Source organism: Candidatus Hodarchaeum mangrovi (genome assembly GCF_975850365.1).
In genome coordinates, this window is sequence record NZ_CDLCQJ010000104.1 from 1 (window position 1) to 21,265 (window position 21,265).

Sequence of the window (21,265 nt, forward strand, 5' to 3'; positions counted from 1 at the left end):
AAATCAAGATCAAGATTAAATATTTATAGAATGAAGATTTCACATTAATACCCCAGATTTAAATAATTATATTTGGATTATACTTTCTTTTGATATAAATATCATTTCTAATTATTCTTATGCAAAATATTTATCACTATTTGCTTTGCCCCATAAGCAACTCCTTCCGTCATTATCCATCCAGCTTTCCCTTTAAAACCGTCACCTACAAAATAGAGATTGGATATCTCAGTTGAATGATTAGGTAAATCGTGTCCTTGAACCGCAAAATTTACAGGCCATGTTTTATGAAAGGTATGGATACAAATTTCATTTTTTTCTTCTAGATCGGGAAAAGCCTGAAATATTTCTTCACGAGCTTTCTGTGTTTCCTTAACTATATTATCAGTATGAAAAACTTGATGGGTAATAAACATTGTCTTTCCATTAGGGGCTAGTCCTGAAGAATTTAATGTTGGTTCAACAGCTCCTTTCACGTAATCAAGAGTGGGAAATTGAGCAACTGTTGATCTTTTGAGCAAAGAGGCATCTGTCTGAAATATAAATCCTCCTCCGCGAGCAACAGGAGTACTGGGTAATCGAAAAGGAAGGTTACTCCTTTCTAATATTTTGTTAATTTGAGGATGTCCTAAATTAAGAATATATTGTTTTGCACAAAAATCAAATTCCTCGCCATTTCTTCGATCCACACATGCTACAGAAGAAATCTCCGAACCATCTATCTCTAACTTTATAAGTTCAGTATTGAGATTTAGATTTACATTATTTTTTTCACTATATTGAACTAAAGCATTTATAACTGTTTTACATCCACCTTGAGGTACCCCAGGTCTTCCTCGCTCATATAACCGCTTTAAGAACCTAAACATTTCTGCTGTAGGTATCTCACTAATATCCAGACTCAAAGCAAATCCTGTGATTGCATTAAAAAATTGGAAGATTTCAGGATCAGCATTATTTTCCTCTAAAAATTCATGAAAGGTGTTGGAAAACTGATCGGATTTTCGAGCTTTGAGAAGAAGCTTACGTATAACAAAGTAATATTGCTGAAATCTTGTTAAGGCTCTAAAAATCCCCCAAAAATGCTTATGCTTAATTAAATCTTTCTTCGGAGGCCAATACCAAGTTGTAAAGTATTCATTTTCAATGATAGGAACAGGGAGATTGAGCTCTCTTAAAAGTATTTGACCTAGGGGACCTTTCTTTCCATGAGGGATCATATGAACAGCCCCTGTAGGGATTTGAAAACCTTCATAATCCATCGCAGTAAAACGCCCTCCGAAGAAAGGTAGTCGTTCGGCAAGAAAGATTGATTTTTTTTCTTTAGAAAGAAGAGTGGAACACAAAAGTCCTCCTAAACCACCTCCAGCAATGAATAGATCATATTCCTTTGTCAATTGCTATTCCTCCCAATTAGATTTAATTGCGGATACGGGACAACTTCTGATACACTTTTTACATTTTATACACACATTTCGTGTGTATTTTGATACAGTTTCTACTATAAAGCAATTTACTGGGCAAAGCATTTCACAATAAGCACATCCAACACAAATATTTTCCATAATCTCTATAATTGCAAACACCTACTTACTTGGGAATATTTTTCACCTTTTGGAACAGCATATAAGTAAATTATTTTCTTTCTAGTTCTGATAATCGAAATCTTTAAGAGACCATTAAAAGATAATCATATGAAATTGCAATAACATTCCCTATTAGAATTGAGATTTCCTATAGAATAAGATATTTGGGTTTAAAAATGGCACCAAGAGCTTTAGTGATCGGAATTCCATTATTGTTAATCGGAATTACCTTATTTGGTCTTTTTGCGGTAGCAGGAATTGATATTACACCATTTAGTGGTACGACTGGGACTTTTCCTGAGATGGGTGTTCTGGGTCAGGTAAATGCTTTCGATACTAGTGATTTATTGATATTGAGTAACCCACCAACTCATCCATTTTATGTAGCAGTAAAAGTTCAATTTATTATTGATCCTGTCTCTACAATAGATTGTGATGTTTCCCTTTATTATCAGTCTTCAGGCGACACTCTGTATTTCATCCCAGGATCCCTAGAAACAATTATTTCTGAGACCTCTGGGGCATTAACCAAAGGTGTGATAACAACACAGATTCCCCCCTCTTCTGCAGCAAAGGGATATAAACTTTATTTACGAGTTAATAACAAAGAAGCTGGAGCAATAACAATAACACAAGCTCGACTCGACCTGCAATTCACACTCTTTTCACATGTCATACCTGTTCTTTTAACTCTTATTGGTGGAATAGTGAGTATTTTAGCTTTTATACGGGGTAAAAAAGGTCCAAGAAAAGCTGAAAGACCAGTCGCTACTGGTTGGGAACCAACACTACAATGGGGGACAGCAAGTGGAACAACAAAAGTGAAATCAAGTGCAAATAAACCAAAATTAGCTGTAAAATCAACAAAAATACCCAAAACAGAAAAGAAAGTTGTTAAAAAGACTGTACCAGCTGGAGGAGCCCAAACAGCTTGTAAATTCTGTGGAAAACAGGTTTCAGCAAGTGCATTCTTTTGTCCCCATTGTTATGGAAAATTACGATAATAGAACAATATGAGGAGGGTAAAATTATACTTTTTGTTTCGTCTTACCTGAAATTTAACTTATGCTATGGTTGAGGTCACACTTTTTTATTCACCTGTAAAAAGGAATGTTGTTTAGAAACAGAGGTAATCATGGTTATAATTAAAAGGTGAAAGTCAATGGGTATAAGAATAGGTGTTCTTACAGGTGGTGGTGATTGTCCTGGTCTTAATAGCGTTTTATATGGAATTTTATTGATGGCAAACGAAAAAACTGAAATAGCAGAAATCATTGGGATTGAGAAGGGATGGACTGGGTTTTTAACAAATAAGACAAGGAAGCTGGACATTTCATCTTTGGATGATCTCCATACAATTGGAGGTACTCTTCTCTACACTTCAAGAACAAATCCCTTTAAAGACATCATGAAGGAAAAAAATTTAGAAGAAAGAGAAAAAAAAATAAAAAAGATCGCTGAGGAGATGAGTCTTCAATTTGAAACACTTGGTATTGATGTATTAATTGCAATTGGAGGAGATGATACATTAGGCGTAGCTGAAGCTATGTATAAATATACAAAATCAAAAGTCATAGGTGTACCCAAGACAATAGACAATGACCTTGCAAGCACAGATTATACTTTCGGATTCTGGTCTGCAGTTCAACTTGCTTCAAATTCTATGGATAATATAACTACAACTGCTCGATCTCATCAAAGAATTTTTGTGATTCAAGTTATGGGTAGAGATGCTGGATGGTTAACCCTTGTTAGTGGCATTTCAACTGGTGCAGATATAATTCTTATTCCTGAAAGACCATTCGACTTTGAAAATGAGATTATTAATGTTCTTAAAGAACGAGTAAAAGCTGGAAGAAAATACCACATTATTGCTTGCAGTGAAGGTGCTATTCCAACATTTGAATCCCTTAAAAGAGATTTTAAAACACTAACCCAAGATTTAATAGAAAAATTACCAAAAGATGATTTCGGAAATCCTCTTTTGTCAAAACTGAACATGTCACAAATTATTGTTGAAGAATTAAACCTTAGAAAAGATTTAAAGGAATTTTTTAATTCAAACGATGTAGAATATGATATTCGTGATGTTGTTTTAGGTCATACGATGAGAGCTGGAACCCCCAATTCATTCGATCGTATTCTTGGACTTAGATTAGGTGTTCATGCTGTTAAACTCGCTATTGAAGGAAAATTTGGATTTATGACATGCCTTCATGGAGATAAGATTGATATAGTTCCACTTTCTAAAGGAACACAAAAGAAAATTGTTCCAAAAGATTCAGATCTAATTGAACTTTGTGATCTTATAACTCGTGTAAAATACCACAAGAACCATTAACATCAAAACTGGAGGGATAGTTCCTAATGTTACTTAGGTTAATTTCTCTTTATCAGCTTTTCTTAGCTTAAAAACCGAAATAATTACTATAGTTAATACTAATGTTGGAGAATCATAAATAATAAATTTAACTTGAGTCGTGGTTTGGGTAGAAAAAGTAGTGGTTGAGATGTTATAATTAGTATATGGAACTTCTTCTAACGCCTTACAAGCATTCAACAGACCATAACCAAAAATTGGATCCTTTCCCACTTCTCCTAAGTCAGTAGAAGTATTATGTAGTATTTCTCTTATTTTATCAGTTGATAAATCTTTGTTTAAAGATTTCATTAATCCAATAGTTCCAGAAACTAAAGGAGCAGCAAATGAGGTTCCTGACCCTATTCTAAGAGACAAAGTGCCTGGTTCAATAGAATAAACATCAGCTCCTGGAGCACAAATTTCATTTTGATCACCAGGTGAGGAAAATGAGGCAATGGATTGAGATTGAGTCGTTGCTGATACTGCAATGACTTCAGAATAATTTCCTGGATAAGTAACATGATCTTGATTATTTCCTGTTACACTTACTATTGTTACCCCTTGCTCATAGGCTGATTTAAGAGAATTATAAAAATCAGAAGGTGGAATGCCATTTGCTTGAATAGACATATGAATGATGTCAGCTCCATTCTCTACAGCATAATTTACTGCTTCAGTAAACATTCCCCAGTCAGATCCTGAAAATGAGTTTGAATCATCTAAAAAGCGGATGTTCATAATTTTTATCCCAGGAGCTATTCCAACCATTAAATGACCATCATCATCTGCAACTATCAATCCTGCAACAAATGTGCCATGTTCATGACCTGGAGACGGATCATTATCTCCATCACGGAAATCCCAACCTGAAACATCATCTATATATCCATTACTATCATCGTCCTTACCATTTCCCGAGAGCTCATCCTTATTAATCCAACTTTGGTTGACTAAATCAGGATGAGTGAAATCTATTCCACTATCGATTATTGCAATTGTAATATCAGAGCTTCCTTGCGTAAAATTCCAAGCCTCTTCAGTATTAACGTTTATTAAATTCCATTGTGTAGAAGGATTAATAAATCCATTAACAATTAAATATGGTCTTTTCAACGAAAAAAAAATTACTAGGAAGAAAAAACAGAAGAAAAATTTCCCGAAAAATCGTTTCAATCAAATTACTTCCAAGTTTATTTCAATATTTAATAAGGAGGCTTCACGTTTAAGCACTTCCAATCCGATTTTGGGTTGTCTTAAATAAAATTCAATTTGCCAATAATTATTATGAAATATTTCATCAGTAATCGACGTAAAATTATAAAAAAAAGCTCGAAATTTTGAATTTGGAGGATATTTACAACGATACTTGATTTGAGGCTTGAATTCGTTAAACACTTCAAATAATGGATTTATGTTCGTTAATGCCGATATTGGAATTGTTCTTAATTCTGGAAACTTTTCTGTTAACGCAGTTACTCTTAAATCAACCTCATACTTATCTAATAAATCAATTTTGTTTAAAATAATCAGCTGATGATTTTGAAGATTCAAGTTACTGATTGTTTGAACAGTTATCTCTGCTTTTTGGAGCACTAAGGGTAAAGGATCACTAGCATCGATAATCAAAAGAACAATATCAGCAGCGACGCTTTCTTCCAAAGTTGAACGAAATGAATCGATTAAAAATGTTGGTAAATCTTCAATAAATCCCACTGTATCTGTTACAAAGACTTTCATGTCATCGAGCTGAAAACTTCTGACTTTTGTATCCAAAGTTTCAAATAATCTGGAACTTACTTGGGAAGCTTCTTGTTGGATTAATGTATTCAATAAAGTAGACTTTCCAGCTGAAGTGTAACCAACAAGACTAATGTATAAACTTTCATGATAACGTCTTTTCCGGAAAGATCGTTTATAATCTCGCTGCTTTTTAATTTTATTTAACTTTTCGCGAATTCTGGACTCATTTTTTGTCATAATTGCTTCTAAAACGTTTAAAGGAGTCTCTCCTGTTCCCCAAAATCCTGAACGTTCCGTATGCCATGCACCCTCGATCCCAAGTTGGTGTAGTAACCGTACTTTTTCACGGGGTTGTTGGTACATTAATTGTGCTAGTTTTATCTGAAGCTGAGATTCCTCAGTCATAGCACGAGATTGAAATATTTCTAAAACCAACTCGAATTTATCAATAATTTCCCTATTAAAAAAATTTTCAAGATTAATGTGTTGTTTAGCTGATAAATGTCCCCCAATAATTACTGGTATGGATTCTGGATAGTTAGCTAATATAACTCTGACTTCTTCAAGATAAGATCTGTTAAAAAAGAGATTTGATTCATTAGAAGGGAGTTTAAAATCTTTGGAAACTAAATACTTCGCTGAATGTATTAATTGTTTCATTTCTTCATTCAAGAATCTTTGGCGATTCCCTTCACCACTTAGAAATATAGCAATACATTCTCGTGATGTTACCAATGTGTGATCTGTCGCTAATTCATGCACAATCAAACCTCAACATTAGATAATCGAATCTTCTGCTTACTAGTGCTACTCTTTATTTTCTTTTTAAAAATTTGGAAATTAACGTAAGAGCATGAAATATTGAACCATCATATATTATGTACGATTTAAAATTCGTTAATGTCATTATATATGCCAAAAAACACCGTATCTCGAAAAAGAATGTTTAAATAAAGCCATAACTATTGTGAAGATGGCAAGAGAATGGGTTAAAGAACAATGAGCGCCTCTGAAGAGAAGAATCCAAGACGTAAGAAATTAATTCAACCACAAGAAGTAATAGTTTGGTATATTTTGCCTGCAATCAGACGAGAAATTACAAATATTCTTATTAATGAATATCAAATGGCTCAAAAGGACATTGCAAAACGTTTTGGTCTTACTGAACCAGCAATTACTCAATATAAATACAGTAAACGAGGTGCAATTGATTTTAATCCAAAAGTTCAAGAAAAAATTAAAGAGGCTGCGTTGAAAGTTAAAAATGCTGATCCTGATGATGAGAGTTTTGCACCAAGAGAAGTTCAACGAATCCTGAAATTTATACAGAATGGGGGCTATCTCTGTGAATTTCACAAAAAGTATGGTCTTGTTCATGAAAATTGTGGAATTTGTAATGCTAAATAAATGGAGAAAATTTCGTTTCTAATCCTATATTCCTATAATTCTCTATTTTTAAACTAGTGTATAATAGACAGCATAAAATTTTTTGAAGTAGATTCTAAATTCCATTAATCTGTAGCCTTGATCTAGTCTAGCAAATAAGGTGAATTTAATGGATGATAAAATCTCGCAGAGCCAAGTGATTGTAGTACCTCATACACACTGGGATAGAGAATGGTACTTGCCTTTTCAAGTTTTTAGAAACCGTATTGTCCACCTGGTTGACTATCTCTTGAAGATATTTGAGACTCAACCTGAATATTACTTTATGCTTGATGGCCAAACTATAATAATAAAAGATTATTTAGAATTGAGGCCGAAAAATTCCGAAAAATTATTTAGCTTAATTAAATCTGGTCAAATTGATGTTGGTCCCCTATTTATTCTTCCAGATGAATGGTTAGTCTCTGGTGAAAGTATTATACGAAATTATGAGTATAGCTTTCAATTAGGAAAGAAATATAATATTCCAATCATGTCGATAGCTTATTTGCCTGATATGTTTGGTCATTCACAAGCAATTCCACAAATTCTTTATGATACTACTAATATTAGAACAGCAGTTCTATGGAGAGGTGTTGGAGCTGAAATTTCTATGGTACCATTCATATGGAAAACAAGTTCAGAGAGTCAGGCATCTATTTTCACCATATATCTACCTCAGGGATATGGAAATGCATCACGACTTCCTGAAGACAAAGAAAATCTAAAAAAAGCGATTCAAGAAAAACTATTACTACTAAAACCGTATTCTCCAGTTCCAATTTATCTTCTCATGAATGGTACAGACCATACTTTTCCCCAACCTAAACTTCAAAAATTATTGAATGAATTGTCTGATAATTTTCAAGTAATCAAGATTGGTACGATAGCTGAATTTATTGAGCTTCTCAGAAAAGGACTTGTCGAAGAAGATATACAAATATATCATTATTTTGGAGAATTTAGATCATCACTCCGAGCACCTCTCTTACAAGATACATATAGTAGTAGAATGTGGATAAAACAATTATCACAAAAGATTAATGATTTATTAGTTCATTATGCAGAACCCCTAAATACCTATCTTAATGAATTAACCCAAGATTATCCCTCAGATACTTTTTTAACAGCTTGGAAGTGGTATTTAGAGAACCAACCACATGATTCAATCTGCGGATGTTCAATAGATCAGGTTCACAAGGAGATGAAAACACGGTTCGATTGGAGTAAACAAATTGGAGAGAATCTGATTGAGGACTTCTATGACAAATTGACTGTATTCGTTCAAAAAATTGATAATAGAACTCAATTAACTCATGGGAATACTTTAATCGTATTTAATCCAACAAATATGAGAGATGAGATGATAATAGAAACTTCTTTTCCTAAAGATTTCGCTGTTACTTATGTTGAAGCTCAAAATGGCAATAAATATCCAGTTCAACAAGTTTTTGAGCAAGAAGACATTCTATTTCAATCTAATGTTAATACTATAATTTTTAAATCATTATTATCGAAAGTAAGTAGTGGGAAAGTCTATAATTACTATATAAATGATGTGGCTACTTTTACCAAGGATCCTCAAACTTTACAGATAATAGTCAAGTGCAGCGAAGTGAAAATATATAATAATCTAGAAGAAAAGTATGGATTTATCAAAGATATATTAAAAGAGAATCAATATAAGAGATTTCACATTTTAGTAATAAAAGGAGGGGCTAATAAGCTAATTTTTACCGCACCCTTGAAACCATGGGCATTTACAGTATTTACTGCAATGTCCTTTAAGGAGAAATTAAATAATTCTTCAGAGTTTATTGTGACGAATAAGAACGTTGAAAATAAATTCTATAAATTAGAAATCAAGAAAAATGGATCATTTGATTTATATGACAAACAAACAGATATTTTATTCCAAAATCTTCATCAATTTGAAGATTGGGGGGATAAAGGTGATGAATATACATTTGGAAGAATAGGTCCAGTAATAAATACAATATCTATTGAAAAGAAAAGCATCACACAAACAGGTAATGTGTTTGCTGAAATTTTATTATCAGGATCAATGTTACTTCCTAAAGAGCTCTCTAAAACTAGGGATAAAAGACAAGATAAAGTAAAAATACCTCTCAAAATTGTATTAAGAATTTATAAGAATTTACCAAGAATTGATTTCGAAACTACCCTAACAAATGTTGCTAAAGATCATAGACTTAGAATAAACTTTCTTTTACCATTCAAATCTGATAATACATTAACAAGTACTCATTTTGGCGTAGTTAAGAGAAAAACGATACTCCCTGATTCAAAAGAATATATTGAGAAGCCTTCTGGTATACAACCTCAAAAGAGATTTATTAGAATTGAAAACCCGTATGGTATAGAAGCTTTGACATTAGTCAATGATGGTTTACCTGAAGTTGAATTAATTGACCAAAAAATACTTTCTCTAACTTTACTACGAGCAATTGGCTATCTTTCAAGAGATGATTTTGAAGAGAGACCTCTACATGCAGGACCTTTTCTGGAAACAAAAGAGGCCCAAGAACAAAAAACATATACCTTTCAATACTCTTTAATCGTACACCCAAAAACATTCCCACTTTCTTGGAGTGCTGATCAAGCAGAAAGTGCTACATTAGCTCCTTGGGTGCGATCTGTTAATTCGGCTGTCCAAAGCATTGAAAAATTAAATCCTCTTTGTGAAATTCATGATAATGATATTCGGTTCTCTTCAATTAGAGTGAGGAATAAAACACCCTTAATTACTCTGTTTAACTTAACAAATGAAAAAAAATCAGTAAAAGCAATTTTTCCAATGTATTATAAAAATCTAATCCAAACAACGGTTGAAGAAGTTCAAAAAGAGAAATTTAAGCTTGAATCTGGTCAAATAACCTTAGAATTTTTTCCACATGAAATAAAAATGCTTGAACTCTTAAAATAATACCCTTTTCATTTTTCCTTTAACAAAGGATAATTTTTTTTATTAGTAATTATATTTAAGCAAGATTTGAATTAAGAATTGGTAATAAGAGTTTATTATATTTTTATTTATATACCTAAATAATACCTATATATTTTACATATATCTAGATAATGTGTTCTGAAAAAGATTTATAAATATTCAAGTTTTGGTTAGTTTTAACTTTATAAAATTAAAACCCTGGACTACTTACAATGAAAATTTAGTGGAGAGACATTAAATGCTTAGTGAGAAATGTAGTGAATGTGGTAGCAATTCTATACTGTACGATGATATGAGAGGAGAGCTAATATGTGAAGATTGTGGTTTAGTAGCTAATAGCATAATTTTCAGTCGTGAACCAGAGTGGCGAGCCTATAACGCAGAGGAAGAAAAGTCAAAGATTCGAGTAGGTTTACCTGTAACTGCATTAAATAATCGTGAAATGAGAACTGTGATCGGAGGAAATACAAAAGACTCTTATGGTAAAACATTGGATAATACTACTCAGGCGAAATTTGCTCGTTTATCGCAGATGGATGAACGGATTCAAGATAGAACCACACGGAATCTAAAAAGTGCTTTAGTTGAACTGAAAAGGATAAAATCTCACCTAAATATTGCTGATGATGTTGCTGAAACAGCTGTTTTATTTTATAAGAAGGCATTAAAACAAGATCTAATAAAAGGACGTTCTGTCATTGGAATGATGAGTGCAGCAACATATCTTGCATGCCGAAAAAAAGGCACATCAATCACACTGAAAGATACTGCTGAAGTAGCAAATATTAGCTCAAAAGAACTTGGGAGATGTATAAGAATTTATCTTCAAAATGTGAATATGAATAAAGAAACATCTCCAGATCCAACTACACTAATAAATCGTCTCGGAGAAAATCTTGGATTAACTATGTACACACAGAAAATCGCTATTGACATTCTCATAGAGGCTAAAGAGAAAAAGTTAACAATTGGAAAGATACCAATGTCTTTAGCAGCTGCAGCAATCTATATTGCATCCATACAAACTGGAGAAAGAAGAACACAGCAACAAATTGCTGAACCAGCAAAAACAACACCAGTCACAATTCGTAACCGATTTAAGGAGCTTGCCAAAGGATTAGGCTTAAAAAATTTTGAAGTAAAACGTGGAGCAGCAGCAAAGCCAGTAATAATTGAAAATCCAACCCAATGGGTTAGAAAAAAACGAAAAGCTGCTAGAAATGATTAGATCCTTTCTTCTTTTTTATCAATTCTTGTATATCTTGTATGAAAAACTGTGCATCATTAATAAAATCCTTTATATTAATAATTAAAAGCGAACGTAAGCCAAAATGACCATAAGCTATCTTAAGTGTGTCAATTGCTCTTCTTAAGCGTCTAGAACACTCAAAAGCAGGATTTATTTTGAACGTTTCCTCTAAAAAAATTAAATCATTCACTCGTTGTTCATAAGCTTCTATCGGAAGGAAGAAACTCGATTCTTCAATATAACCTTGGAATCTTGCTTCAGGGAAATCTCTATAGTGTGTTAATAAGTTATCAGTTGCAATTATCATACTAATGACAATAGTTTTTAATGCAAACAGCTTATGCATCGTGTTTGTAGCATTGACATATGTACGAATAGATAAGTTGAGATAATCCCAAGCATCATCAACAATATCTACCAATAGTAAAATCCCAGATCGATCTTTTTCTGTGTAGGTAATTTGTATGAATTTAGTTTTTAAGGATGTTCAAAACTTTATCTTTCTAGAAACTTATTCTCCTAAAATTGTAACCATGAGATTTCTATTTCGAGATTTTATATCTAGTTCGATAAATGCTATTTGTTGCCATGTTCCATGAACGATCCGTCCATTTTCAATAGGAAGAGTTAAGGAAGGACCAAGTAAAGAAGCTCTAACATGTGAATGTCCATTTTTATCATGCCACGTCTGTTCATGAGCATAATTAATTTTTTTAGGTATAATTCGCTCCAAAAAGTTAGGAATATCCTTTAAAAGTCCAGGTTCATATTCTAATGTTATAATCGATCCTGTTGATCCGGCATTGAATACATTTAAGATTCCTGTTGATATGCCAGATTCCATCACGAGTTTTTCCAAATTTGGAGTAATATTGATGATATCATTTTCGTTTGTCTTTAGTAAAGGCAATTTTGTCTGTATAACACTCATTTTTCCATCAAATTATATGGATTTTAATAAAGTCTTAATTTTTACTAATTAAAAAAATCTCCTAACGAGCTAAATGGACTAAGATTTGACCTTTTAGTACATTTCCTATTACATCTACAATCATAAAAGTAATCAGATATTTGTCTAGGGTGTGATATTTATGATGTGATTTTAATTTAGGGACTTGAATTATCTTTTTACCTCTGAATTCCCGCCAAGATAAAAAAGAATAATCATTAAACTTATTTTTTGAATACCAGTCGACACTCCAGTAATCAACTAATGAATTAAATTCTAAATTTGGTTGAATATCATTATCCAACAGATTTAGCTGAAAGTCCTTTAAAGTAAGATTAACCTCTGTTGTTTTGATTTCTACATAGAAAATTGCCTTTATGTGAACAGGTTTCCTATTATACTCTCCCTCAAAAGAAAATTCAATAGAATCAGAAGGTAGAACTACTTTAGAACATTTTAATGGTGTTTTGACATCATTCTTATTTGTTAAATACAATAAATTAAACGGGGAAAAATTAGAATTTTTAAAAATTCGCTTTTTGATTTCTTGAATTGAATACGAACTTATATCAGCTCCTATCCACCCTCTTTTCATCTTTTCTGCTACTGCAAGAGTTGTTCCTGATCCTGCAAAAAAATCTCCTATAAAATCCTTTTCAGAGGTTGAAATTTCTAGAATCCTTCTTAATAACACTTCAGAGTTTTCTGTAGGGTACCACGTTTTCTTTACTTTTTCATAACCTGCAATATCAACCCAAATATTATCATTTGGGTATTCAATCTCAGCAAAATCTTGGAATTTACGTTTTTTCTTATTAATTTTAATTAAATTTAATTTCGAATCCTTTGAAACACGATAAACATAAATACTATCTGAATGAACAATTAAATGCTTTTGATGATATGCCTGTTTGTTTGAAAGATTCTTCTTCATCCGACGGACAATTAATTCGACAACGAAATTTTTTTGGCCAAAAACCATATCCAATAATTCTTGCGCATAATGACCAAAATGATAATCAAATCTTACGAAAATAAATCCATCATCACAAAGAAGATGTTTCATTATTCTAATCCGAAAATAAAACCAATTTCGAAAAAAATCTATCGCATTAAATGATGGAGGAGTATTTTTGTAAGCTATTTCTTCAAAGAATTGTTCTGAATGATTCTTAGATCCCTTAAGTGGAATTATTATTTTTTCTGGAACTCCAGTAAAGAAAGGAGGATCAATATAAATCGCTTTTAACCGTTTTTCCCATTCTTTACGGAGTAAATGACATGAATGGAGATTATCACCACTGATTAAGAAATTTTCAATAGTATTATTGAAAATAAAACGTGAATCAGGAGAGAATCTTTCAGTATGAACCAATTTATATTCAGGATCGTGAATTGAATCTTTTTTTTGTTTAAAAAAAGAAAGAGATGATCTAAAAGGGATTTTTCGCTCGCAAAAATTCTTATCAGATACTTTAAAGTATTTTAATGCTGAACTCTGAGGAAAAATTGATATCAAATGCCCTATTCTTTCATTAGAAGGTTGAATTCCAATCCAAATTAACCTATGAGAGTTGCATATATCTTGATATAACGAAGGGTTTGGTGAAATTAAAATGAACTGATCTTGAGCTTCATTATACATCTCAATTAACCGATTTAAGACCTTTTTTGAGAGGACCAATGATCCATTAGAGAATGAATAACTTTCCAGGTCTAACCAATTTGTATCAATAATTTGTCCTTTTTTCTCTGTAACCCAGTATTCAGGTGATCCTTTACTATTCAATCTAATTTTTTTCTCTTTACATAATTCTAAAATCCTTTTTTGATTTAATTTCCAATGCGTTCCTGTAGGAGGAGTTAAAATCATATGTTTCCCAGCAATTATGAAAGATTTTGGTTTTCCCTGCCCCTTAGAAACGAAAGAATGCCAATAGCCTCCACTACTTTTTGTATTATATATCGGCTTTAAAGGATAAGGGAATTCCTTTGAATAAAGAAGAATATAATTAGTTCGTTCGAAAATTTCTGTAGTAGATCCATAAAAAACCTTAAATGGACTATCAATTATAATTTCGTTGATAAAATTTTCAATTCCAAAGATTTCATCTAAAAGAATTTTTATTTTTGATTTAACACTGCCATTAAGAGCAATAGCAAGGATTCCTTTATCAGATAGCAATTCGTATGTACTTTTAAATGATAAGTATATTTCATCCATGAACCCTTGAAACTTTTTTGATTCTAATTTTATTAAAAATTGTTTAACATCTCTTAAACTTAAATTAGAATATTTTTCACGTAAAATGGGATTAGCTCTAAAGAAATAAAACGAAATATCTTGAAAAATATAATTAAATCTCTTTTTACTTGAAATTAACTGATTTAATACCTCTTCACGATTTCCTATTAGGATTGTTTGAGTTTCAATATTAGATAGTGATCCCTTATATTCACGGAGCTCATCAAACGTTCCAGTTGACTTTTCCATTGGAATTAACCCATTATATAAGTATCCATTTTCAATTACATATAGGAATCTTAATTTTATCCCTTAAATGACAAAGCAACCCAGAAATTAAATAATAAGCGGAGATTTCCAGAAGAACGAAAAAGATACTCAAGATCTTTTGGAGAGATTTTGTCTTGATTCTTACGTAATTTATCTAATAATTCACCAATAGTAGGCAATTTCATCTCATAGTCAGCTTCAATTGCTTTAACAGACTTACTAGGATTTAAATTGTTGTCTAGTAACTCTAAACCATTAGAATTTTGATCTATCATCAATAATGTTCTTATAATACCTTCTTTTTCTTCACCTTCGGAAATTCGATTATGGGTTCCTCTCCATTTAGTTTTTTTCCCAACACCTCTTTCACCACCTCCTGGTAATAAAATCATATTTGATCCTGTTATTCTCCACCTAGCAGAATCGCATCCATCAACTAAATATTGAAGATCTTGCATTAAGCTTGGAGCTCCAACGCCTAAAGCCCAAATTTTGGTATTTTTTAAATTTTTTTCGGAGAAAAAATCTCTAATTTCTTCAATAATGGGAAAAAGCTTATTTCCATGTCCACCACCACTTCGCATTAAAGGTACTAATCTTCCGATAAAAATCCACCTTAAATTTGATTCAATATCAGTTATTGAATTAATTAAATCTAATTGATTATAAGGAAGGACTGGATATACTTCTAATGAGTGTAGTTTGTTATAATTCGAGATTATTTTATCATCAGGATAATCTAATGTGATTTTGAATATGTTTGGATCTTGATTATTTAGTTCAATATATAAACCTTTTAAATCTTCTAATTCTATTGTGATTTTATTTTTCCGATTTAACGCGGAAAAAGCTCCAGAATCACAAATTAATAATCCATCCCAATCTAGGATTTCTCTAATTCCCTTTTTTTCTAATTGTTTAAACGCACGAGGACTAGTTAAGAAGTCAATAGCAGAAACCATAAGGGCATCTGGCTTTATAGTCCAGTCAAAAATCCATGGTTTAAACCGTGAAAAAATTGGTGTTCCCATAGCAAAAATCAATTGAATTCCCTTAATACCATTTGCTTACTATTAGGATTTTTGAAATATTTTTCTAAAAATCTTACTAACTTTTGTTGTCCAACTCCTAGTCCACCCATTGAATCTATTTCAATAGTGGTCGGAATGAAGTCTTGAATCCCCTCAACACTCAATAAATATACTTTTCCCATGAGAATATAAATCAAATCAAAATATTCTTTCTTATTCCACTCTTGAACGGATGAAATGACACTTAAACGATGTTTCTGTGCAATTTTGGGTGTCATTTTTAAATCATAATATTCAATTAAATCAAAACTATGAAGAAATCCATATTTTGCTGATATTATTCCCAGAAATAGATTTTCAGGCCAGTATGGTAATCTTTTTCGTAAGACCTGATACATTGGTCCTAAATAAGCATCAATCGCTTTCACGGGTTTAACTTTGAGATCTGGGTTCTTTTTCTTACCACAAGACAATATTAAGAGAATTTTTGAGTCTTTCAAAGTATGTATCAACTCTTAAAAACAACTAAAAAGGATGAAATATTACTCTGTATAATTGGATTCTTTATCATGATTTTATATTTAGGGATTGTGCCTGGTTTCTTCCCTCACATTGAAGAGGCATTGATCTTAAAAAAGATGAAAGAAATAAACGCAGGATTGATGTTTTCTTATTGGACATTTCGAAAATTCATACCTAAGATTATATCTAAAGGAATACATGATTTTTTTTCATATGAAGGACCGATCATGATTGACTCAGGAGCTTACAGTGCTTTCAATATGGGCATTTCTATTTCCTGTGAGGATTATGCAAATTTTCTAAAGAAAATTGACTTAAAATTAAAAGATAAAATTGTTAATCTTGACCTGATAGGAGATTATCAAAAATCATTTTCCAATTGGAAATATCTTTCCAAAATGATAGATACTTCTATCATCCCAGTCATTCATTTTCCAGAAATAAATTCTAATTATCCGAATTGTAAAATTATTGGATTAGGAGGTATGGTTCCATCCTTAAAAATAAATCAACCTGGAAGTATTTATAATGTAGGAAAATGGGTCGTATTAATTAGCTCCAAAAATCCTGGTAAAGAATATCATGGATTTGGAATAGGAAGTCCATTTAATCAAATCATTTTTTGGAATTATTTATCCTCTTTAGATTGGATTGGTTGGCGAAGAAATGCTGCAGTATGTGAATGTTATACCCCTGAAGGGTCAAAAACTGTAACAGAGGCAAGAAAAAAACCAACCAAAAGATCTTCATTAAGTCAATCCTTATTCGATCAATATAAACCACCTTTTATTGAAAGCTTCAATTTACTTAGCTTACCAGGAACAAAAGGGTGGAAATACAGAGCATTATGGAATGTTTGGTGGTTTTTAAATTGTCAGAATTGGCAAGTAGTAATAGATCAGTCCAAATATGTAAGAAGCATGAAAGAAAGAATGAGAAAGATAATTTCTAATACAAATAATAAATTTTTAAGGAATACACAAAATTATTCCTAGTGTTTATTTTGGAGAAAGAAAATTGGAAATTCTAGATCAAATTGTTGAAATAATAAAAAAGTCTAAATATCTAGTCATTTTCACAGGAGCGGGTATTTCAACTGAATCAGGATTACCAGATTATAGAGGTCCAGAAGGGGTATGGACATTACGAGCTAAAGGATTAAAGCCAAAAATGCCCGATAAGCCATATTCAGCGATTAATCCTAACGTGGGGCATTATGTTTTAGTTCGTTTATACAAGCATGGGTTTCTAAAATATTTGATTTCTCAAAATGTTGACAACCTGCATATAAAATCAGGTATTCCAGAAAAAATTATTGCAGAACTTCATGGAAATTCTAATAAGATGAAGTGTTTAATCTGTGATAAAGGATTCACAAAGAATGAAATTGGGTGGAATGATGCGATCCACGGGAGGGGTTATCGCACACAAAAACCGTTAGAAAATCAACCAAAATGCTCTTCTTGCTCTGGTAGATTAATTTCGTCAGTTGTGAACTTTAATGACCCAATGCCTGAAAAAGAAATGGCTGAAGCGGAAATAAATTCTAAACGTGCAGATGTTATGATTGTAATAGGATCTACTTTAAGTGTTTTCCCAGCAGCTAATTTTCCAATCATTGCTAAAAATAATGGAGCAATTTTAATTATCATTAATTTGGGACCAACAGAATTAGATCATCTCGCAGATTTTCGAGTTTCTGGAAAATCTGGTGAAGTCTTATCTAATATATTAAAGAGATTAGAACAGCAATTAGACCTTGAAAGCTAGTATAAATATTTCGGAAGACTCATTCATTTAATGTACAAATTAAAAAAGGGTTTAAGAAACATCTATTTGAGTTAAAAATTATTTGAAATGCTAAATAATTGGGTAATCAAAAAAATAATCCTCTATTAACGATTGAATTATAAAATCAGTCAAGACTTTTTTATATACCTCTAAAATTCTTGAATAATTGAACTTTCGAAGGCTAGAATATTTCTTTAGATTAATTTCATTTCCGATTTTAAAATTATAATACATCCTTTCCCATTCATCAAATTGAATTGGTTTTATCAATAATCTTAATTTATCAGATAGAAATACAGATCTGTTTTTTCCTTTTATTTGATATAATTCATTGATCAGAGCACCAATTAATTTTTCCTCGAAATATGTTTGAATGGGAATTCCTAATTCTAAGGCGGACTTTTCCTCTGTAAGGAATATTAGATATTCAGCGAGTTGTGCGAAAAGGATGCTGTACTTTAGAAAATCTTTGTGAATAGGAAAGAACTCAAGAGGTTCCCCAAAAAATTCGAGTTGATTTCCCTTTTTTTTACCCATCCAATAAAACCAAAAATAGGCCAACTGGGAGTTAAGAATTAATGATAACCCTTTAAGTAATCTTGAACCTTCAGATAAACTCATTGATGATATAAAATAAACGTCCTGAGCAGCAAACCATGGATATGAATTATACGCAAATGAATTAATCATCCTTCTCTGAGGTGTAATAATTTTTGGGGATAAAAAAATATCAATTTTTCGAGGTCTATTGAGATAAGGAAATTTATCTAATGAGCGTTGAAGGACAGATTCAAAGGTGTCCAAATGTCTTTTTATATTAGGAAGTGATTCAATATCAGATATATTCTTATCAAGATATATTATCATTTTATTCGTTGAAATAGAGGAGTGAAATCTTGAAATATCTGAACTTTTGTAAAAAAATTTTACAAGCTCTACTTCTTGAAGAAGGAATGTCATTAAAAGGTTTTTATCTCTAGAATGATTTAGATTCAGTATAAAGACTCCTGAATTTATGTGTTTTTCATCAATTTTATATTTATTCACTTGAATCCTAGAAATCTTATTCATTCCTGTTATAATTCCCTCTCTTACCTTAAATCCTGATAAACGTAACTGTTTAGAAGATGAGATTATCTTTTTGACTAATTCTGAAACATTTTGAGGAATAAAATGAAAGTATGGAGTAAAACCATTAAAACGAATTTGGTCTTTTGGAATATTATAATGAGTTTGAAGATCTATCTTCTTAACTAAATCAGTACCTACAGGATATTTTTTCGTAAATTGAGTACATTTAATAAGAATATCTTCTTTTTGAGTCTTTTTAAGAGTAAAGGAATTTACATGGATTCCAAGTGCTGAATTAAAGACTGAATTATCTCCAAAATTAATATATTTATCAATTTCTGTTTCTCTAAAGATTCTTTCTCTAAGGGTTTTTCCTCCTGAAGCTGTTATCCAATAATTTGAAGTTAAAAAGGTCATATACCCATTTTCTTGAAGTAGGTCTATCGCACGGTGAACAAAAAGATACCATAAATCCATCTTACCTTCATAATAATTAGGAAAAACTCTCGAGAGAACTCTGAAAAATTCTTTATTACCACTTTCTCCCTTATAAGGAGGATTACATAGAATAACACTAAATCCTTTAGAAAAATTAAGAATAAGAGGATATCTTAAGGGCCAATGAAATAATGGCCTAAAATAATAATCTGGAACATCTTTTGAATTATTATACAAGGAAGTGAAAGAATCTGATATTCTTGTATTTAAAGACTCTAAAAGATGATCTAATTCTCTAAAAACCAGATTTTTTCCAGAAAGAAGCCAAATTTTTTTAAGAATGTTTGATAATGTGTATAATTCCTTAAAATTCCTTAAAATAATTAATTTATCGGAACTTTTAAGCTTCTGTATTAAATGACAATTATTACTTGGGATAATATGTTCTACGGATTGAATGGCATGAAGGAGATAAACTTGAAGGGATTTACTAATTTGAATATTCTCCTCAAGAGGAAATAGATGCTTTTTTTCACTTATTTGATCTAAAATTTTAAAATTAAAGACATTAGAAACTAATCCTAAAATCGAATTTCCCTCTTTTATGTTATCAAATATAATATCAAAATTATAAGCATCAAAGTCGAATTCTTTCTCAATAGTGTTAATTGCTGATAGGAATAATCTTAATTTAATGATTTTAACTGCAATTGGATCTAATTCGACACCAAAAAGATTGTTCGGACAAATAAGCTTTGTTATTATTTTAAATTTGAAATGGTTTAAAGAGGTTGATCCATCAAGGATTATTTGTTTTAAATCACCATACTCGTCAAGTTCATAATAATAGAAAATAGGAACATTGGCAGAGTTGATTGCAGCAATTTTCCTCCTCAAAGACAAATAAATTTCAATTAGAAATATTAAGCTTGATTCTAAAAAATTTCCTGTTCCTGCTGTTGGATCTAGAACTTTTAAATGCTGTAGAATATCAAAAATTTTACCCAGATCGGATACTGTATTAATACCATCGATTATTTTGAAAATATCATTAGAAGAGATGTTCATATTCTTTTTCAGTTCATTAATCAACCATTTTTCTATTGTATAACGGGATAAATACTGACATAGCTCTTTAGGGGTATAATAAATCCCTGATTTCCTTTTAGTGGAAAAAAACAAAAAATTCTCATATAAAGACCCTAGAATAAATGGATAATCGATAGGATTTATTGAATTGAGACTCTCAAAAGCATTTAAAACTGGAAAAAAATCCATATTTTGACTACCTGATATTTCAGAGGAATAATAGAAATTATTTGGGACGTGAATATTAGAAAAAGAGCATAAATCATCAAATAAAGAAATTATTTTAGTTTTAATGATTTTACCGAAAATTAAATTATTACTACCAGATTTTTCAGTTTCTGATGAGATTATCTTTAACAAACGAAGTAAAAAATGTTGAAAAAAGCTAAATTTGCCTTCTTCAGCTTTATTTTCATTGAATTTATTTTTTATGTAGTTCATATCATTATTAAATAATCCTTTTAATTGTAAAATCCATAATATGTACAATTGTAGGAAATTCAACAAAATAAATCTATTTTTGATAGAT

17 protein-coding genes are annotated in these 21,265 nt (G+C 31.2%); 7 read left to right on the forward strand and 10 right to left on the reverse strand.

Features of this window, described 5'->3' with window-relative positions; genetic code table 11:
- Nucleotides 1-107 precede the first annotated feature (107 nt).
- Both ACWVCY_RS10530 and ACWVCY_RS10535 read right to left on the reverse strand, forming a co-directional pair.
- A complete protein-coding gene (locus ACWVCY_RS10530; RefSeq protein ID WP_455142781.1) occupies nt 108-1,397 on the reverse strand; it encodes an FAD-dependent oxidoreductase in 1,290 nt (429 codons plus the stop codon).
- Between the two features lie 3 nt (nt 1,398-1,400).
- A complete protein-coding gene (locus ACWVCY_RS10535; RefSeq protein ID WP_455142797.1) occupies nt 1,401-1,565 on the reverse strand; it encodes a 4Fe-4S binding protein in 165 nt (54 codons plus the stop codon).
- A gap of 197 nt (nt 1,566-1,762) precedes the next feature.
- Here ACWVCY_RS10535 and ACWVCY_RS10540 point away from each other — a divergent pair, with 197 nt between their 5' ends.
- The gene (locus ACWVCY_RS10540; RefSeq protein WP_455142782.1) at nt 1,763-2,590 is read left to right on the forward strand and encodes a hypothetical protein; all 828 of its coding nucleotides are present in this window, start codon (nt 1,763-1,765) and stop codon (nt 2,588-2,590) included.
- A gap of 158 nt (nt 2,591-2,748) precedes the next feature.
- Nucleotides 2,749-3,927, forward strand: coding sequence for a 6-phosphofructokinase (locus ACWVCY_RS10545; protein ID WP_455142783.1), 1,179 nt, complete (start codon nt 2,749-2,751; stop codon nt 3,925-3,927).
- A 33-nt stretch (nt 3,928-3,960) separates the two neighbouring features.
- On the opposite strand, the gene ACWVCY_RS10550 is transcribed toward ACWVCY_RS10545, so the two are convergent.
- Both ACWVCY_RS10550 and hflX read right to left on the reverse strand, forming a co-directional pair.
- Complete coding sequence (locus tag ACWVCY_RS10550; RefSeq protein ID WP_455142784.1) at nt 3,961-5,061, reverse strand: S8 family peptidase; 1,101 nt, start codon at nt 5,059-5,061, stop codon at nt 3,961-3,963.
- 60 nt (nt 5,062-5,121) lie between these two features.
- Nucleotides 5,122-6,450: a GTPase HflX gene (gene hflX, locus ACWVCY_RS10555; protein ID WP_455142785.1), complete on the reverse strand. Its 1,329-nt coding sequence runs from the start codon at nt 6,448-6,450 to the stop codon at nt 5,122-5,124.
- Nucleotides 6,451-6,687: 237 nt separating this feature from the next.
- Here hflX and ACWVCY_RS10560 point away from each other — a divergent pair, with 237 nt between their 5' ends.
- The 3 genes from ACWVCY_RS10560 to ACWVCY_RS10570 all read left to right on the forward strand — a co-directional run bounded on the left by ACWVCY_RS10560 (nt 6,688) and on the right by ACWVCY_RS10570 (nt 11,309).
- Nucleotides 6,688-7,095 (forward strand): transcriptional regulator, encoded by a 408-nt coding sequence (locus ACWVCY_RS10560; RefSeq protein WP_455142786.1) that lies wholly within the window; start codon nt 6,688-6,690, stop codon nt 7,093-7,095.
- A gap of 148 nt (nt 7,096-7,243) precedes the next feature.
- Nucleotides 7,244-10,060 carry a glycoside hydrolase family 38 N-terminal domain-containing protein gene (locus tag ACWVCY_RS10565; RefSeq protein WP_455142787.1) on the forward strand — a complete coding sequence of 939 codons (2,817 nt, stop codon included), beginning with the start codon at nt 7,244-7,246 and terminating at the stop codon, nt 10,058-10,060.
- A gap of 259 nt (nt 10,061-10,319) precedes the next feature.
- Entirely contained in the window at nt 10,320-11,309 is a 990-nt protein-coding gene (locus tag ACWVCY_RS10570) for a transcription initiation factor IIB (protein ID WP_455142788.1), read from the forward strand.
- Here ACWVCY_RS10570 and ACWVCY_RS10575 read toward each other — a convergent pair.
- The 5 genes from ACWVCY_RS10575 to ACWVCY_RS10595 all read right to left on the reverse strand — a co-directional run bounded on the left by ACWVCY_RS10575 (nt 11,296) and on the right by ACWVCY_RS10595 (nt 16,325).
- Complete coding sequence (locus ACWVCY_RS10575; RefSeq protein ID WP_455142789.1) at nt 11,296-11,751, reverse strand: hypothetical protein; 456 nt, start codon at nt 11,749-11,751, stop codon at nt 11,296-11,298. The two genes, ACWVCY_RS10570 and ACWVCY_RS10575, sit on opposite strands and share 14 nt — an antisense overlap.
- Before the next feature lie 90 nt (nt 11,752-11,841).
- On the reverse strand, nt 11,842-12,261 hold the full coding sequence (locus tag ACWVCY_RS10580) for a secondary thiamine-phosphate synthase enzyme YjbQ (protein WP_455142790.1): 420 nt from the start codon (nt 12,259-12,261) through the stop codon (nt 11,842-11,844).
- Between the two features lie 61 nt (nt 12,262-12,322).
- On the reverse strand, nt 12,323-14,773 hold the full coding sequence (locus ACWVCY_RS10585; protein WP_455142791.1) for a DNA methyltransferase: 2,451 nt from the start codon (nt 14,771-14,773) through the stop codon (nt 12,323-12,325).
- A gap of 56 nt (nt 14,774-14,829) precedes the next feature.
- On the reverse strand, nt 14,830-15,837 hold the full coding sequence (locus tag ACWVCY_RS10590; protein ID WP_455142792.1) for a hypothetical protein: 1,008 nt from the start codon (nt 15,835-15,837) through the stop codon (nt 14,830-14,832).
- The gene (locus tag ACWVCY_RS10595; protein ID WP_455142793.1) at nt 15,834-16,325 is read right to left on the reverse strand and encodes a DUF6884 domain-containing protein; all 492 of its coding nucleotides are present in this window, start codon (nt 16,323-16,325) and stop codon (nt 15,834-15,836) included. The genes ACWVCY_RS10590 and ACWVCY_RS10595 overlap by 4 nt, the downstream gene beginning before the upstream one ends.
- A 3-nt stretch (nt 16,326-16,328) precedes the next feature.
- Between ACWVCY_RS10595 and ACWVCY_RS10600 the strand changes: the two genes are divergently transcribed.
- Both ACWVCY_RS10600 and ACWVCY_RS10605 read left to right on the forward strand, forming a co-directional pair.
- Nucleotides 16,329-17,342 (forward strand): hypothetical protein, encoded by a 1,014-nt coding sequence (locus ACWVCY_RS10600; protein ID WP_455142794.1) that lies wholly within the window; start codon nt 16,329-16,331, stop codon nt 17,340-17,342.
- 22 nt (nt 17,343-17,364) lie between these two features.
- Nucleotides 17,365-18,117, forward strand: a complete 753-nt coding sequence (locus tag ACWVCY_RS10605) for an SIR2 family NAD-dependent protein deacylase (RefSeq protein WP_455142795.1) — start codon at nt 17,365-17,367, stop codon at nt 18,115-18,117.
- 90 nt (nt 18,118-18,207) lie between these two features.
- On the opposite strand, the gene ACWVCY_RS10610 is transcribed toward ACWVCY_RS10605, so the two are convergent.
- Nucleotides 18,208-21,177, reverse strand: coding sequence for an Eco57I restriction-modification methylase domain-containing protein (locus tag ACWVCY_RS10610; RefSeq protein WP_455142796.1), 2,970 nt, complete (start codon nt 21,175-21,177; stop codon nt 18,208-18,210).
- Nucleotides 21,178-21,265: the final 88 nt, after the last annotated feature.

Bases quoted from the DNA above. Each gene is read 5' to 3' on its own strand.
- ACWVCY_RS10535 (WP_455142797.1), bottom strand. From the start codon at position 1,565: ATGGAAAATATTTGTGTTGGATGTGCTTATTGTGAAATGCTTTGCCCA.
- ACWVCY_RS10540 (WP_455142782.1), top strand. From the start codon at position 1,763: ATGGCACCAAGAGCTTTAGTGATCGGAATTCCATTATTGTTAATCGGA.
- ACWVCY_RS10545 (WP_455142783.1), top strand. From the start codon at position 2,749: ATGGGTATAAGAATAGGTGTTCTTACAGGTGGTGGTGATTGTCCTGGT.
- ACWVCY_RS10560 (WP_455142786.1), top strand. From the start codon at position 6,688: ATGAGCGCCTCTGAAGAGAAGAATCCAAGACGTAAGAAATTAATTCAA.
- ACWVCY_RS10565 (WP_455142787.1), top strand. From the start codon at position 7,244: ATGGATGATAAAATCTCGCAGAGCCAAGTGATTGTAGTACCTCATACA.
- ACWVCY_RS10570 (WP_455142788.1), top strand. From the start codon at position 10,320: ATGCTTAGTGAGAAATGTAGTGAATGTGGTAGCAATTCTATACTGTAC.
- ACWVCY_RS10580 (WP_455142790.1), bottom strand. From the start codon at position 12,261: ATGAGTGTTATACAGACAAAATTGCCTTTACTAAAGACAAACGAAAAT.
- ACWVCY_RS10585 (WP_455142791.1), bottom strand. From the start codon at position 14,773: ATGGAAAAGTCAACTGGAACGTTTGATGAGCTCCGTGAATATAAGGGA.
- ACWVCY_RS10600 (WP_455142794.1), top strand. From the start codon at position 16,329: ATGTATCAACTCTTAAAAACAACTAAAAAGGATGAAATATTACTCTGT.
- ACWVCY_RS10610 (WP_455142796.1), bottom strand. From the start codon at position 21,177: ATGAACTACATAAAAAATAAATTCAATGAAAATAAAGCTGAAGAAGGC.